Genomic DNA, 14,907 nt, shown 5'->3' on the forward strand with positions numbered 1-14,907 from the left:
CCTTATAAATATTTCGAATGAACATCAATGTTTGCAGCTAATAGAATAGATGCAATATGGGCTGACGGTGAAGCGGCCACTTCGCGGTACGTTCTGTCGACAAAAAGATGCAGTGCTTCAGGGAATTCTTTTCGAAATTGCTTCCGCAGTTTGTCGCCAGCATCGTCACTGTCTGCTAATATGTAAACGTCTTTCCCGAATAAATCGTCCACAAGCTGATCCAGCTTCGATGTACTGATCGTGCCATTGGTGCAAATGATGGTAACAGGTTCACTTATGACTTCTTTTAGCTTCTGTTTATCTGATTTACCTTCTACAATGATGACCTTTTCTATCTCGACATTCATCACGATCACCCGGCCCTTTTGACGTTGATTCACTTCTTCCTTAGATTACAATCTTTCATTCAGGTTGTAAAGAATGGGCAATTGATCAACAAAAAGACTGCAGCACTTACTGCAGCCTTATCTGTGATCAGCACCAGCCATTTTCATCGTCACAGTCTACATATTTTTCAGTCCCATGGGTCAATGTATCTGACAGACGATAAAAACGGTTTTGATCATAGGAATAACCTGATTTTAATTCATATTGATTTTCACTAATCATTGTACCAATCTCTTCGTTTTGATGGTAAAGCACCATGCCACTCTCTTTGAATCGTCCAGTGACATGCTCTGTTATATCCACCTGTTCTTTTTGAAAAGACAAATTGGACACCCCCCATAAAGGTAGAGTGTCCAATTTCACATGAATTAGTCTTCTTTTGTCATTTCTTCATATTGCTCAGCAGTCATTAAGTTCTCGATTTCAGATGCATCCGCTGGCTCTACTACAATCATCCAAGCTTTTTCGTATGGAGAGTCGTTGACGAACTCTGGGCTGTCATCAAGCTCATCGTTTACTTCAACGATTGTGCCGTTAATCGGTGCGTATAGTTCAGAAACTGTTTTGACTGATTCTACACTTCCGAAAGGCTCGTCCGCTGTAATTTTGTCTCCTACTTCAGGAAGCTCAACGAACACGATATCGCCTAGCTCAGATTGAGCAAAATGCGTAATACCGATACGCACCTTATCTCCTTCTACTTTGACCCATTCGTGTTCTTCTGAATAACGTAAATCTTTTGGTGTGCTCATTTCATACCCCTCCAGTCTTTTCTTACAATCTATATTGAAGATACCACAATCTGAATGAAAGTTACATCATTTCCAGACGCTTTTAAATGTATCTTCATTAAATCCAACTGTCACTCGTTTGCCGTCTGTTGTAATTGGACGCTTGATCAGCATTCCGTTAGACGCAAGTAATTCAAGCTGCTCGTCCTCTGACATTGCAGGAAGTTTATCTTTCAGTTGCAGCTCTCTGTATTTCTGACCGCTCGTATTAAAAAATTTCTTCAGCTCTAAACCGCTTTTTTCGTAAAGGGCTTTTAATGTTTCTTTATCAGGCGTCTCTTCGACGATATGTATGCTGTTGATGTCTTTATTGTGTTCTTCCAGCCATTTCTTTGCTTTTCGGCATGTACCGCAAGATGGATATTCGTAAAAATCTAAAGCCACCATTTTCACCTCCTGCAAATAGTGACAACATTTTATCACAAAACATATGAAAAACCTAAATGTATGCTTACAAAAAGGTGCGACATGATATCCGCACCTTTTCAGCCGTCTTATACGATATATTTCTCTGCTTCAAAGATTCGTTTCGCCACCTCACGCTTTTTCGCGATGACATTCATTGGCGTGAATCTTGTCAGCTTGCGAAGGGCTGACAGACTCATACGGAGTGAATCTCCTTCTTCCATGGCAATCAATGATTCTTTCGCATGAGCTTCAATCTTTAAAAAGGCTTCCTGCGTGAAAATTTGTGTATACGCCAGCTTTTGTGCATTTTTTTCTGTGCCTGATGCTGCGATTGCTTTTTCCGTACGCAAGACCGCCGACTCAGCAGCAAAGAGTTCATTGACGATATCTGCTATATTCACAAGGATTTCTTGCTCTTTGTCTAATGCTTTCCCATATTTCATCGCCGCCATACCTGCCACCATCAAGGCGATCTTTTTCGCATGGGCAAGTAAGTATTTCTCTTGATCAAGCGGCTGATCACCCGGCTCTTCCGGCATCATCATCATTAGCTCTTCCTGTAGGGTTTGCGCTTTTTGAAGAAGCGGAAGCTCTCCTTTCATCGCTTTCTTCAAGAAGGTGCCTGGCACAAGCAATCGGTTAATTTCATTCGTTCCTTCAAAAATACGGTTAATTCGTGAGTCGCGATAGGCTCTTTCGACTTCGTATTCTTGCATGAAACCATATCCGCCGTGAATCTGCACACCTTCATCCACAATATAATCGAGCGTTTCAGAGCCAAGCACTTTACAAAGAGAGCATTCAATCGCATATTCTGCAATGGATTGCGCAATTTGTTTCCCATCCTTTTGCTCCTCGTCACTTAACAGACCCATTCTTTGTTCAAATAACCCGACTGTGCGGTATACAGCACTTTCCATGGCATAAAGCTTTGCCGACATGTTGGCTGCTTTTTCGCCAATTAAGCTAAATTGAGAAATTGGTGTTTTAAACTGCTTGCGCTGATTGGCATACTCTGCCGATAATTGAATGACTCGTTTTGATGCACCGATTGTCCCTACAGCCAGTTTATAGCGTCCAATGTTCAAAATGTTAAAGGCAATGACATGACCTCTGCCTGCTTCACCAAGCAAATTCTCCTTTGGCACTTCGGCATCTTCAAGGATTAACGTTCTCGTCGAGGACCCTTTAATGCCCATCTTTTTCTCTTCAGGTCCTGTTTTGACTCCAGGAAAATCCTTTTCTACGATGAAAGCAGAGAAGTGTTCACCATCAATCTTCGCATACACGACAAACACATCGGCAAATGCGGAGTTTGTGATCCATTGTTTTTCCCCATTGAGGACATAATGTGTTCCAGCTTCATTCAGGACTGCCGTTGTTTTCGCACCTAGCGCATCAGAACCTGACCCTGGCTCTGTTAGGGCATAGGCCGCAATTGTTTCTCCAGAGGCGAGTCCTGGCAGGTACTTTTCCTTTTGCGCTTGATTGCCGAACAGCACGATCGGCAAAGAACCGATCCCGACATGGGCGCCGTAAGAAAGAGAGAAGCTGCCTGCTCTTGCAAATTTTTCAGTAATGATGGCTGAGCTGATTTTATCTAGCCCAAGCCCGCCAAATTCCTCAGGAACATCCGCACCAAGCAGGCCAAGCTCTCCAGCCTTTTTCAAGAGACGAACAGAATGCTCGAATTCATGATTTTCAATTTGATCGATGTGCGGAACGACATCTTGTAAAATGTAATCTTCTGTTGTTTTCCCGATCATTTGATGTTCATCTGAGAAATCCTCTGGTGTAAAGATATGCTCATAATTCGTCTCATCAATTAAGAAACTGCCACCCTTTTTTACATCTTCCATTGCTTTCATCCTGTTTTCCCCCTTTAGATCAATTCAAAAATGCCTGCTGCTCCCATGCCCCCGCCGATACACATCGTCACAATACCAAATTGTTCATTTCGCCGTTTCATTTCATGAATGAGGGACAGCGTGAGTTTCGTTCCTGTACAGCCTAGCGGATGTCCTAATGCAATGGCGCCGCCGTTGACATTTACCTTCTCTTCATCGATCCCTAAATGACGAATGACTTGAATCGCCTGAGAAGCAAATGCTTCATTTAATTCAAACAGCCCGATGTCCTTCAGCTCTAGACCAGCGATTTTCAGCGCACGCGGAATGGCTTCAACCGGCCCAATTCCCATGACTTCAGGTGGTACACCGCCAACAGCAAACGCCCTGAACTTGGCGAGTGGCTGAAGAGAAAGAGAAGATGCTTTTTCGCGATCCATCATCATGACACATGCCGCTCCATCACTCGTCTGCGAAGAATTTCCCGCAGTCACTGTGCCTTTTGTTGAGAAGGCAGGTCGTAACGTTGAGAGAACCTCCTCTGTTGTGCCGGCTCTTACACCTTCATCTTGTGAGAACGTAAATTGGCGTTCTTCTAGTTGATGCTGCTCTCCTACCCGTCTTTCTGTCACATCAACGGGAACAATTTCATCTGAAAATTTCCCTTCTTGAAGTGCCTTTGCTGCCTTTTGATGGCTCCTCACCGCAAAAGCATCTTGATCTTGCCTTGTGACCTGATACTTTTGCGCCACTTGCTCCGCTGTGTGGCCCATGCTCATATAGTATTCAGGCGCTTGCTCTGCCAAAAGAGCGTTTGGACGAATGGAGTGACCCATCATTGGGACTTGCGACATCGATTCGACGCCTCCGGCCAAAATGGTTTCTGCCTGCCCAAGCATAATTCGTTCACCTGCATAAGCAATTGACTGCAGACCAGAAGAGCAATAGCGGTTAATGGTAATAGCAGGTACTGTATATGGCAAACCTGCTAATGCCCCAATATTCCGGGCCACATTCAGCCCTTGCTCTGCTTCTGGTGTCGCACATCCGATGATTAAATCATCGATTGTTCCATCATAATCACCGGCACGCTTTAGCGTTTCTTTTACACACAATGCGCCCATATCATCAGGTCTGACATGTTTTAATGATCCCTTTTTGGCTTTCCCTACTGGTGTTCTTGCGCCAGCTACAATCACTGCTTCTCTCATTTTGACTCCCCCCTAGTTACGTAAAGGTTTTCCTTTAACGAGCATGTGCTGCATGCGTGCCTGAGATTTGACTTCCCCTACAAGACTTAAAAAGGCTTCTCTTTCAAGCTCTAATAAGTATTGTTCATCCACCTCTGTACCAAATGGCAATTTGCCGCCAGAAATGACATGCGCTAGTTTTTTCGCAATGGTCATGTCATGGTCTGAAATGTATCCAGACAATCTCATGTTTTCAGCAGCCAGCACCATTGCTGCGTAGCCTGTTTCCCCCATCACGGGCACCTTTCGCTTCAGCGGTGCACGATAACCCGCTTCATCAAGAGAAAGAACGAGTTGTTTCGCATCATGGATTAAATGATCACCATTCATGCTGATCCGGTCATTCACTCGGAGCATCTTCATATCACGCGCTTCCTCTGCTGATGTAGATACCTTTGCCATCGCAATGGCTTCAAAGGTTTGTAGCGTAGCATCTTGGATCGCAGTTGCTGATGGCTTTTCCGCACCTTGCAGATGGCGAATATAGAGTTCCTTGTTTCCGCCCCCGCCCGGTATGAGTCCGACCCCCGCTTCGACAAGCCCCATATACGTTTCACTGGACGCTTGGATAGCGGCTGCTGGTAGACAAAGCTCCGTCCCTCCGCCAAGTGTCATACCAAATGGTGCAGCCACAACTGGACGGTCACTATACTTCACCTTCATCATCGCCTGCTGGAACCTGCGAATGACAAAATCAATTTCAAAGAAGTTGTCGTCCTGTGCTTCCATTAAAATTAAGGCGAGATTCGCACCAACACAGAAGTTCTTTCCTTGGTTACCGATGACCAGCCCTTTATAATTCTTTTCCGTTTCATCTACAGCACGATTGATCATATCAATGACATCAAGCCCAATGGCATTACTTTTCGAATGAAATTCAAGCAAGACAACATCATCCCCGATATCGATCAAGCTTGCACCTGTATTTTTAAAAATGACATCGTGTTTCTTTTTCAATCTAGCTAACGACATATTCTTGTCGTTTCCCTTTTCCTGTTCATAAGCACCATTCTGATAAAATGCACGGTCTCCTTCGGCATTTTCTTGATAGAATGTGTCATGTCCTTGTGAAAGCATATCTCGCACCCAGGTCGGGATGCTGTGCCCTTCCGCTTCCATTCGACTGACGGCTTTTTTCACGCCAATCGCATCCCACAGCTCGAACGGACCATGCTGCCAGCCAAATCCCCATTTCATGGCGTTATCGATGGACTGAATATCATCCGCAATGTCGCCTTTTAAATGAGCTGAATAAAGAAGAACAGGTGCGGTCATATTCCAAAGCAATTGCCCAGCACGGCCATCTTGATAAATAAGCGCTTTCAATTTCGCTTTTGTCCCCTTTTGCTGCTTGGCAATGTCAATGCCCGGATCCTTTAGCTTTGTCCGTTCTCCGTATGTGAGTGTGACAGGATCAAGCTCTAAAATGGTCTTTCCGTTTTTTTGATAAAATCCTTGCCCTGCTTTGCTGCCGATCCACCCTTTTTCGAGCATTCTTTCCATAAACTCAGGCAGCTGAAAAATATCTTTTTCCTTTCCTTCTACCTGTTCATACACATTGCGGGCTACATGAGAAAATGTGTCGAGCCCCACCACATCAAGTGTGCGGAAGGTCGCACTTTTCGGTCTGCCAATAAGAGGACCTGTAACAGAATCGACCTCTCCGATCGTGTATTTGTTCTCAAGCATTTCACGCACTGTGACAAGAAGCCCATAAGTGCCAATTCGGTTGGCAATAAAGTTCGGTGTATCTTTTGCTTCGACCACACCCTTGCCAAGTACATCTTCACCAAATGTTTTCATATATGAGAGTACTTCTGGATCTGTTTCTTGAATAGGAATTACTTCTAACAGCTTTAAATAACGAGCTGGGTTAAAAAAGTGAGTGCCTAAAAAGTGGCGTTTAAAATCAGCTGATCGGCCTTCTGCCATTTTTTCAACAGAAATACCGGATGTATTGCTGGATACGATGCTGCCTTCTTTGCGGTGTTCGTCGATGAGAGAGAATACGTGTTGTTTAATGCTGAGCTTTTCAGTGACGACTTCAATGATCCAGTCAGCATCGTGTAATAAGGAAAGGTGATCTGTGAGATTTCCGGGTGTGATGTATGATAGGTTTTTGGCTGAAGTAAGAGGTGCTGGCTTTTGCTTTAACAATTTTTTCATTGCGTCTTGGCTTAATCTATTCCGAACACTAGGGTGATCAAGCGTTAGCTTTTTTGCCGTTTCTTCCTTTGTCAGTTCATGTGGCACAATATCTAGCAATGTTACTGGTATCCCGATATTGGCTAGATGTGCAGCAATGCCTGAGCCCATGACACCTGAACCAATGACAGCCGCCTTGCGAATATGTTTGCCCATAAATATCCCCCTAAACATTTTGAATGAACAGTCATTCATTTTTTGTCCAAAAAAAAGCAATGCCTCTTTCTTTATCTTAAAAGATTTTCCGAAACAGTTCAATAGCAGATTTCAAAAATTTACACATTCTCATGCGTCTTTCTTTACAGCGTATGAATTAAAGACGAGGGGGAATTGTAAGAATGGAGGTGATGTCCACATGTCTCGTTTGCAAAAGAACCCATCAAAAGCAGGCGTAAGTGCTGCAAGTGTGAAAGGAAACGCAGGTCCATCACAAGAAGCAGACCTAGGTGGTAAAAAGACCAGTCAAAATCAGCAATATAAAAAGAAATCGTAAGGAGGAACACATCTTGAACAACCAGCAAATGAATATGCCCCCACAGGTGATTTCAGTAAAGGATTCCTTGTACCTAGAGGATATGCTCAACTGGAATTTGATCGCGATGAAAAAGGCCCACTTTATGGCCGAGCATTGTCAGGATCAAACATTGAAACAAGAACTCAATCAAGTTGGTCAAATGCACCATCAGCATTACACACAAATACTTCAACATTTAGGCAGCTCAGGGCAAGGCCAGTCTTCTGGCTTTATGCAATAGGAGGTAACAGACATGGAACAGCAAAACCAACAAAAAATCGGGAATCCACAAACGCCGGTTCCAACAACGACAAACATGAACGATCGCGACTTTGTCACAGACCTTTTGTCGACTGAAAAATATATGACAAGCGGATATAACACAGCGCTCAATGAATTCAGCCATGAATCTCTTTACCAAGATATTCAGCGAATTGCGCTAGAAACACAAAAAACGCAAAGACATTTATATGATGTCATGTTCAAATATGGCTGGTACTCTGTCGAAGCCGCTGACCAGCAGAAGCTCCAGCAGGCACATCAGAAGTTCCAGCAAACACTGACAGATCAATCACCGTACGGATCATCACCCATGTCATAAAGAAAAATTGCCAGCTCATACTGGCAGTTTCAGCGTGTAGACAAACCCTCGCATTCGGTGTCAGTCCTGCGCGCTGGTGCTCACGAATGTCGAATTCGCTCCGCTCCGGTGCTCGTCCTTCCTAGACTGCAAAGGTTTTCTATCACGCTGAAAAGAAGACAAAGGGCTAAAATAAAGTTCATTTTAGCCCTTTGTCAACAATCTGAAACTGCCAGCTCGTACTGGCAGTTTTTTAACGGTCTTTATTGGCACGATGAGCTTCATTTAATTGCTTGATCCGCTGAATCGTTTCTTTGATGTCTTCTTTTGCCTCTGGATACGTGTCATTAAAATGCTTGGCTAAAGGCGGCATGCTTTTGGCAATATGAGAATAGATGATCCACTGCGAGACATCTCTTTTCAGTTCCTCATTCGTTTCACCAAGCAGCAGCTCTGTATATTTATCAAGCAGGCCTTCGAGCTTTTCATCTAATTCATTTCCCATTTGTATTCCGCTCCTTTTTTCAGAAAAAAGCCTGACTCTGCGTGTAACAGATGTCAGGCTTTTCACATACGATTATCTTGCAGCAAGAAATGTCTCAGCTTGTGCCTGTTGGACAATACAGCGTCCTCTGCCGTGCGGAATACATAACGGTGTTCCGAATAAAGGATCTGTTGTTACTTGGCAGTTCATATCAAAGACATTTTTCACAAGATCACAGTTAATGACAGTTTCCGGTCTTCCTTCTGCATAAATTGACTTGTCTTTAATGGCCACAAGGTGATGCGCATATCTGCAAGCGAGATTGAGGTCATGCAGAACCATGACAATCGTGCGCTGCTCTTTTTCATTTAAATCAAAAAGAAGATCCAGGATTTCAATTTGGTGCGTCATGTCTAAATACGTTGTTGGCTCATCTAATAGAATAATATCCGTCTCCTGTGCCAATGTCATCGCAATCCATGCACGCTGCCTTTGTCCACCTGATAATGAATCAACCGTTCGATCAGCAAGGTCTTCCATCTTCGTTGACTTCAGTGCACGATTTACCGCTTCTTCATCTTGCTTTGACCATTGCTTCAGCCAATTTTGATAAGGATATCGCCCTTGCTTGACGAGTTGATGTACCGTTAATCCTTCTGGCGCTTCTGGCCCTTGCGGAAGAATGGCGAGCTGTTTCGCCACTTCCTTTGTTGGTAATTTGGCAATGGAATGACCTTCAAGCAGGACAGAACCACCCATTGGCTTCATGAGACGGGCCAAAGAGCGAAGTAGCGTGGATTTACCGCATCCATTGCTGCCAATAAATACTGTGATTTCACCCTTAGGGATTGACACATTTAGTTCGTCTATGATCATTGTTTCTCCGTAGCCTAAGCTTAAACCTTCAGTAGAAATGGCACTCATTCCGCTCAAACGCTCCTTTTCTCATCCAAATTTTTTATATTGAATATCGTCTATGTAGACGTCAAAGATCACTTATCTCAATTTAGTGTATCAGATTTAAGTGATCTTGAAAATCATTTTCAATTAAAAAATGAGAAAGTCTCGTTTACTTTTTCTTTTCGAATGCACGTTTTGTCCCATCTTCGAGCTTGATATCGACTCGTATCCGCTGATAATCATCATCTAAATTAAAAGCAGATAATAATTCATTGACATATGTTTCGTTCAGCTTTGCACTAGGAATCGACATATCATTGAGCTTCATCTTCATTTCACGTAAAGCTTCTTCCCCTTCATAGCGTACACCATTCATATGATCTCGAATTAGTGCTTCTTCTCTTCCACCAGCTTGACGATAGGTAGCTTCATATAATTCGCTTTTTTGTCCATATTGTACATGCAATTGCAAATGCTGAAATGGCAGTTCCTTCATTTGAATAGCTGACAGACTTTCAGCTTCTGCTTCATGCGGATGTTGTATTGGTTCGATTGAACGACAGCCAGACAGCATAAAGAACAGCACTCCTAGCAGTCCCGCCTTCTTCCAGCACATCATGTATTTCCTCCTATTTCATAGCATCGTTTTTTATTCTTCTCCAAGCCCCTTTTCGTTATTCAATAAAACAGCAGACTATGGTAGATTAAAACAAAAAGGAGAACCGGATGATGAATAAAACAGCCATTGTGACTGGTGCCAACAGCGGATTTGGAAAGCTCATCACATTGCGTCTTGCTCAGCAAGGGTACACTGTGATTGCTGGCGTAAGACAGGAAACCAATGCGAAAAAGCTTGCCGAAGAAGTAAAGAACGCCGCTTTATCCGAATCGATACATATTGAAGCATTAGATGTGACAGATACACAGTCCATTCAAGCATTTCAGAAAAGGCTTAATGCCTATGCTCCCATTCACCTGCTTGTGAACAATGCGGGAACGGCCTATGCTGGTTTTGCTGAAGAGGTGCCTGTTGATCAGTACCGTGAGCAATTTGAAGTGAATGTCTTTGGTGTGATGGAAATGACACAAGCAGTCCTTCCGTTGATGACGAGCGGTGCAAAAATATTGAATATGAGCAGTATCAGCGGACTCATGGGAATGCCCGCACTCTCTCCATATGTATCGTCAAAGTTTGCGCTAGAGGGCTATACAGAGAGTTTGCGAATTGAGCTGGCTGCGTTTGGCATTCAGGCCGCTTTGATTGAGCCGGGTTCTTTCCAAACGAACATTTGGAACACCTCCATGAATGAGCAAATGACACCACCCGCAGCAGGTTCTAAATACACAACTATTTATGAAAACATGATGTCCTATATAGAGGCGCAAAAAAACAACTATGGAGATCCCGGCGAAGTTGCAGAGCTTGTGGTTTCGCTTGCAGAGAAGAAGCGGCTAAAGAAGCTAAGGTATCTTGTCGGGAAAGGTGTTCGGCTTTCATTCATAGCAAAGCAGCTCCTGCCTTGGAATGTATGGGAAAACATTATTTTACGGACACTATCTTCAAAAAAATAGACACAAAAAAACAGGTGGATCGATTATCCACCTGTCAGCGTGTAGACAAACCCTCGCATTCTTTGTCAGTCCTGCGTGCTGGTGCTCACGAATGTCAAATTCGCTCCGCGCCAGTACTCGTCCTTCCTAGACTGCAAAGGCTTTCTATCACGCTGAAAAAAAGAAGACAAAGGGCTAAAATAAAGTTCATTTTAGCCCTTTGTCAACAATCTAACAGGTGGATCGATTATCCACCTGTTTTCTTTTATTCGTTATCAGACTGCCCAAGAGTAATATCAAGATTTTTGTTCTTTCCATCACGAATGACAGTCATTGTCGTTTTATCGCCAATTTTTGTTTCTTTATAAAGGATTTCTTTCAGTTGTGAGCTGTTCGCTACATCTTTTCCTTTGAACTTGATGATGACATCTCCAGACTTCAGGCCTGCTTTTTGTGCAGGAGATCCTTTTGAAACATCTTTTACATAAATGCCTTTACCGATTTGTTTATCAAATAGGCCAAGTGTATTTTCCTGATACGTTTCAGGCACTTGCTCAAGGTCAATCATTTGTACGCCAAGATAAGGACGTTCGACTTTTCCATTTTTCAACAGCTGATCTACGATCGGTTTTACATCGTTACTTGGGATCGCAAATCCGAGTGATTCTACTCCGCTTTCGCTAATTTTCAAACTGTTGATGCCGATGACTTGACCGTCTGTATTGATCAGCGGACCGCCACTGTTTCCAGGGTTAATGGCTGCATCTGTTTGAAGCACATTCATCTCAACGGTTCCAGATGATGTATTGGCTTCAACGGTACGATCGAGACCACTAATAATCCCTTCTGTTACTGTACCAGAGAACTGCGCACCGAGCGGGTTCCCGATTGCGATGACTTTGTCTCCAGCACGAAGCTTAGAAGAATCTCCAAAGCTTGCAACTTTATCAATGCCGTCAGCATTTATTTCCACGACAGCTAAATCTGTCATTACGTCACTGCCGACAAGCTTCGCATCTTTTGTTTTTCCATCGTATAGTGTGACCTTTAATTTATTGGCACCCTCGACTACATGGTTATTTGTGATAATGTATGCTTTTTTGCCATCTTTTTTGAAGATGACACCAGAACCCGTTCCAGCTTCTGCTTCAGTTGAATCACCGCTAAGACCGAACGAGTTTTGTGTAGATTGATAGTTTGAGACCCCTACAATCGTCGGCTCTAAATCTTCTACCATATCAGCAACATTCGTCGCATTGGTGATTTGTTTTGTTGAGAAATTTTCAGATGAAGCCGGTTCGCTTGATGCTGTTTGGGTTTGAGTGTTTGCCGCTGTATTTTGTGACTGCGGTAAAAGCGGTGTAATGCCAAGCACAAGACCGCCTCCAATAATCCCTCCAAGAATAGGACTCAGCCATGCAGCCTTCCGTTTTTTCTCCTTTTTAGACGAACGGTCATCAATCACTTGAGGAGATTCGTTTGTCACCCTCTCCTGAGAGGCAGATGCTTCGTTTTCATGATGGTGAAAAACGAGTTCTTTCTCTTTTTCTGGTTCTTCTATTTGTTTCTCATTCTCTTGATGTGCGTGTTCTTGATCATTCATCTTTTTCTCTTCATCTTCTCTTCGGAAATCCATCGCTTGCACTCCTTTGCATCATTTTCATGAAATGCTTCATTCATATGTCTAGACAGGACTCATGTCCTCTTAATGGCAATATCATTGAAAAATTCTTTATGACAATATGTCAAATTATATAATACTTATTCATAGAAAAAAAGCAAGGTGTGCACATTGGTGAAAAGCACCTATTCATTAGCCTTTTGTCTATGCCCTTTTTTCCCTTGAGCTTATCATAAACAAACATTATGGGATAATGATGAGAAGAATATGTGAAATTGTGAAAAAAGCGTGTGATTGTTGACATGCCGCCTTTGTATCCCGTTATAATGACGTTGAGAGGATGTGGAAGACTTTGTCGTACACCATTTATTTAGTTGAAGATGAGCAGAATTTAAATGAACTGTTAACCAAATATTTAGAGAGTGAAAATTGGAATGTGTCCTCTTTTTTAACCGGAGAAGCGGCACGCGAAGCAATGAACAAGCCCCCGCATCTATGGATTTTAGATATTATGCTGCCTGATACAGACGGCTACACACTCATTAAAGAAATCAAAGCAGACTCGCCTGACGTACCGGTCATTTTTATTTCGGCACGTGATGCCGATATTGATCGTGTGCTTGGCTTAGAACTCGGGAGCAGTGATTATATTGCGAAACCCTTTCTTCCGCGCGAGCTGATCATCCGCGTGCAAAAGCTGCTGGAGCTTGTATATAAAAACAGTGACACACCGCAGCAAAGCGTCACACCCGTTTCTTCCTATATCATTCATGAGGACGTAAGAGAGGTGTATGAAGGAGATCAGCTGATTAACTTAACGTCTAAGGAATTTGATTTGCTGCTCTTATTTACCCATCATCAAGGACATGCCTTTTCCCGGGAAGATATCCTCGTCAAGATCTGGGGGCACGATTACTTCGGGACAGATCGTGTGGTCGATGATCTTGTCAGACGGCTGCGCAAAAAAATGCCTGTCTTAAAAGTCGAGACCATTTATGGATTTGGCTATAGGATGCTAAAAGGATGAAGAATAAACCACTCGCTTTTCAAATTTGGGTTGTCATCTCTGGCATTTTACTCACCATCTCGATTGTCCTGATCATTTTATTTTCAAATACATTACGCAGCTTCTTTACGAATGAAATTTATAAAAACATCGAAAACGAGCAGCAAGTGTTAACAGAATACCCTCTGAATCGAGACGGCTCACCAAAGTCGACACCAGAAAACCGCTCGGTTCAGCACATTCTGATTCCGTCAGATGAATTAAATCAAATGGCTCAGTTTTTCCCGCATGCCTTTATTGAAAAAGTGCAGTCCTTTGTTAAAAAACAAAAAAGCGCAACAAAACGCTATTCTGAAGAAGTGAATGGTCAGCATATCTTTTTTGTGATCAAAAAAGTCTCAACAGGCAATACACAATATATTCTCTTGTCATATGCACCCGATTCTTATCGAGATGACTTGTCCTTTACACTGTTTAAACAGCTGATTTTCATCTTAGGAACGGTTATTTTACTAAGCTGGATTCCATCGATTTGGCTCGCCCGCTACTTATCACGTCCAATCGTCGCGTTTGAAAAGCACGTTAAGCGCATTGCACAAGAAGACTGGGACGATCCTGTGATTGTTGACCGGCAAGATGAAATTGGCAAACTGGGGCATACGATTGAAGAAATGAGACAAAAGCTCATTCAAAAGGATGAAACAGAACGAACGCTTTTGCAAAATATATCACACGACTTAAAAACACCTGTGATGGTCATCCGCGGTTATACGCAGTCTATTAAAGATGGAATTTTCCCTAAAGGAGATCTTGAACAAACGGTGGAAGTGATTGAAGGCGAAGCGGAAAAGCTTGAGAAGAAAATCAAAGATTTGCTGTATTTAACAAAGCTTGATTATTTATCAAAACAACATCCGGCGCATTCTCCCTTCCTTGTGAGTAATACAATGCTGGAAGTGGTTGACCGTTTACGCTGGTCGAAAAATGAATTGCAGTGGAACGTGGACTTAGATGATGAGGCTGCACTTGAAGGCGATCCAGAACAATGGAGCAAACTATTTGAAAATGTATTAGAAAATCAACTTCGCTACGCAAAAAGTAAAATTGATATTCATATGAAGCAGGAAGAGGATCAAATTCGCATCGTCATTCGTAATGATGGCCCTCCAATTGAAGAACACATGCTATCCAGCCTATACGAACCTTTTAGTAAGGGAAAAAAGGGCGAATTCGGCATTGGATTAAGCATTGTCAAACGAATTCTTTCAATGCATCAAGCGTCCATATCAATTGAAAATGATGAACTAGGTGTACGCTATACGATCACTGTTCCAAAGAAGAGGCTGTAGGTTTTACACCGCAG

General features: G+C 42.9%; 17 protein-coding genes. 6 read left to right on the top strand and 11 right to left on the bottom strand.

Annotation, left to right across the window (positions count from 1 at the left end):
* Positions 1-2: 2 nt before the first annotated feature.
* The 7 genes from NSQ17_RS15705 to NSQ17_RS15735 all read right to left on the bottom strand — a co-directional run bounded on the left by NSQ17_RS15705 (position 3) and on the right by NSQ17_RS15735 (position 7,044).
* Positions 3-347: a toprim domain-containing protein gene (locus NSQ17_RS15705; RefSeq protein ID WP_008347035.1), complete on the bottom strand. Its 345-nt coding sequence runs from the start codon at positions 345-347 to the stop codon at positions 3-5.
* 127 nt (positions 348-474) lie between these two features.
* Positions 475-711: a YusG family protein gene (locus NSQ17_RS15710; RefSeq protein ID WP_008347037.1), complete on the bottom strand. Its 237-nt coding sequence runs from the start codon at positions 709-711 to the stop codon at positions 475-477.
* A 44-nt stretch (positions 712-755) separates the two neighbouring features.
* On the bottom strand, positions 756-1,139 hold the full coding sequence (gene gcvH / locus NSQ17_RS15715) for a glycine cleavage system protein GcvH (RefSeq protein WP_008347039.1): 384 nt from the start codon (positions 1,137-1,139) through the stop codon (positions 756-758).
* A gap of 66 nt (positions 1,140-1,205) precedes the next feature.
* Positions 1,206-1,562: an arsenate reductase family protein gene (locus tag NSQ17_RS15720; protein ID WP_008356673.1), complete on the bottom strand. Its 357-nt coding sequence runs from the start codon at positions 1,560-1,562 to the stop codon at positions 1,206-1,208.
* A gap of 110 nt (positions 1,563-1,672) precedes the next feature.
* Complete coding sequence (locus NSQ17_RS15725; protein ID WP_046344434.1) at positions 1,673-3,454, bottom strand: acyl-CoA dehydrogenase family protein; 1,782 nt, start codon at positions 3,452-3,454, stop codon at positions 1,673-1,675.
* A 14-nt stretch (positions 3,455-3,468) separates the two neighbouring features.
* Complete coding sequence (locus NSQ17_RS15730) at positions 3,469-4,644, bottom strand: acetyl-CoA C-acetyltransferase (protein WP_098680603.1); 1,176 nt, start codon at positions 4,642-4,644, stop codon at positions 3,469-3,471.
* A 12-nt stretch (positions 4,645-4,656) separates the two neighbouring features.
* The gene (locus NSQ17_RS15735) at positions 4,657-7,044 is read right to left on the bottom strand and encodes a 3-hydroxyacyl-CoA dehydrogenase NAD-binding domain-containing protein (protein WP_342467585.1); all 2,388 of its coding nucleotides are present in this window, start codon (positions 7,042-7,044) and stop codon (positions 4,657-4,659) included.
* Positions 7,045-7,243: 199 nt separating this feature from the next.
* Here NSQ17_RS15735 and NSQ17_RS15740 point away from each other — a divergent pair, with 199 nt between their 5' ends.
* The 3 genes from NSQ17_RS15740 to NSQ17_RS15750 are packed head-to-tail and all read left to right on the top strand — an operon-like array spanning position 7,244 to position 8,003.
* Positions 7,244-7,381, top strand: a complete 138-nt coding sequence (locus NSQ17_RS15740; RefSeq protein WP_008347049.1) for a YuzL family protein — start codon at positions 7,244-7,246, stop codon at positions 7,379-7,381.
* 10 nt (positions 7,382-7,391) lie between these two features.
* On the top strand, positions 7,392-7,643 hold the full coding sequence (locus NSQ17_RS15745; RefSeq protein ID WP_060698253.1) for a hypothetical protein: 252 nt from the start codon (positions 7,392-7,394) through the stop codon (positions 7,641-7,643).
* A gap of 12 nt (positions 7,644-7,655) precedes the next feature.
* Positions 7,656-8,003 (top strand): spore coat protein, encoded by a 348-nt coding sequence (locus NSQ17_RS15750; RefSeq protein ID WP_007500333.1) that lies wholly within the window; start codon positions 7,656-7,658, stop codon positions 8,001-8,003.
* Between the two features lie 232 nt (positions 8,004-8,235).
* On the opposite strand, the gene NSQ17_RS15755 is transcribed toward NSQ17_RS15750, so the two are convergent.
* The 3 genes from NSQ17_RS15755 to NSQ17_RS15765 all read right to left on the bottom strand — a co-directional run bounded on the left by NSQ17_RS15755 (position 8,236) and on the right by NSQ17_RS15765 (position 9,982).
* A complete protein-coding gene (locus NSQ17_RS15755) occupies positions 8,236-8,487 on the bottom strand; it encodes a YusU family protein (protein WP_017359282.1) in 252 nt (83 codons plus the stop codon).
* Positions 8,488-8,559: 72 nt separating this feature from the next.
* Positions 8,560-9,390 (bottom strand): ABC transporter ATP-binding protein, encoded by an 831-nt coding sequence (locus NSQ17_RS15760; protein ID WP_008347057.1) that lies wholly within the window; start codon positions 9,388-9,390, stop codon positions 8,560-8,562.
* 145 nt (positions 9,391-9,535) lie between these two features.
* Positions 9,536-9,982 (bottom strand): YusW family protein, encoded by a 447-nt coding sequence (locus NSQ17_RS15765; RefSeq protein ID WP_208755855.1) that lies wholly within the window; start codon positions 9,980-9,982, stop codon positions 9,536-9,538.
* A 113-nt stretch (positions 9,983-10,095) separates the two neighbouring features.
* Here NSQ17_RS15765 and NSQ17_RS15770 point away from each other — a divergent pair, with 113 nt between their 5' ends.
* Positions 10,096-10,938, top strand: coding sequence for an oxidoreductase (locus tag NSQ17_RS15770; protein WP_144665985.1), 843 nt, complete (start codon positions 10,096-10,098; stop codon positions 10,936-10,938).
* Between the two features lie 244 nt (positions 10,939-11,182).
* Here the strand turns inward: NSQ17_RS15770 and NSQ17_RS15775 are convergent, their stop codons facing one another.
* Positions 11,183-12,553, bottom strand: a complete 1,371-nt coding sequence (locus NSQ17_RS15775; protein ID WP_046344439.1) for a trypsin-like peptidase domain-containing protein — start codon at positions 12,551-12,553, stop codon at positions 11,183-11,185.
* A 337-nt stretch (positions 12,554-12,890) separates the two neighbouring features.
* Between NSQ17_RS15775 and NSQ17_RS15780 the strand changes: the two genes are divergently transcribed.
* The gene (locus NSQ17_RS15780) at positions 12,891-13,565 is read left to right on the top strand and encodes a response regulator transcription factor (protein ID WP_342467586.1); all 675 of its coding nucleotides are present in this window, start codon (positions 12,891-12,893) and stop codon (positions 13,563-13,565) included.
* Positions 13,562-14,893, top strand: a complete 1,332-nt coding sequence (locus tag NSQ17_RS15785) for a HAMP domain-containing sensor histidine kinase (RefSeq protein WP_017359277.1) — start codon at positions 13,562-13,564, stop codon at positions 14,891-14,893. The genes NSQ17_RS15780 and NSQ17_RS15785 overlap by 4 nt, the downstream gene beginning before the upstream one ends.
* Positions 14,894-14,907: the final 14 nt, after the last annotated feature.

This window comes from Bacillus sp. FSL W8-0629, assembly GCF_038593225.1.
GTDB lineage: Bacteria > Bacillota > Bacilli > Bacillales > Bacillaceae > Bacillus > Bacillus altitudinis.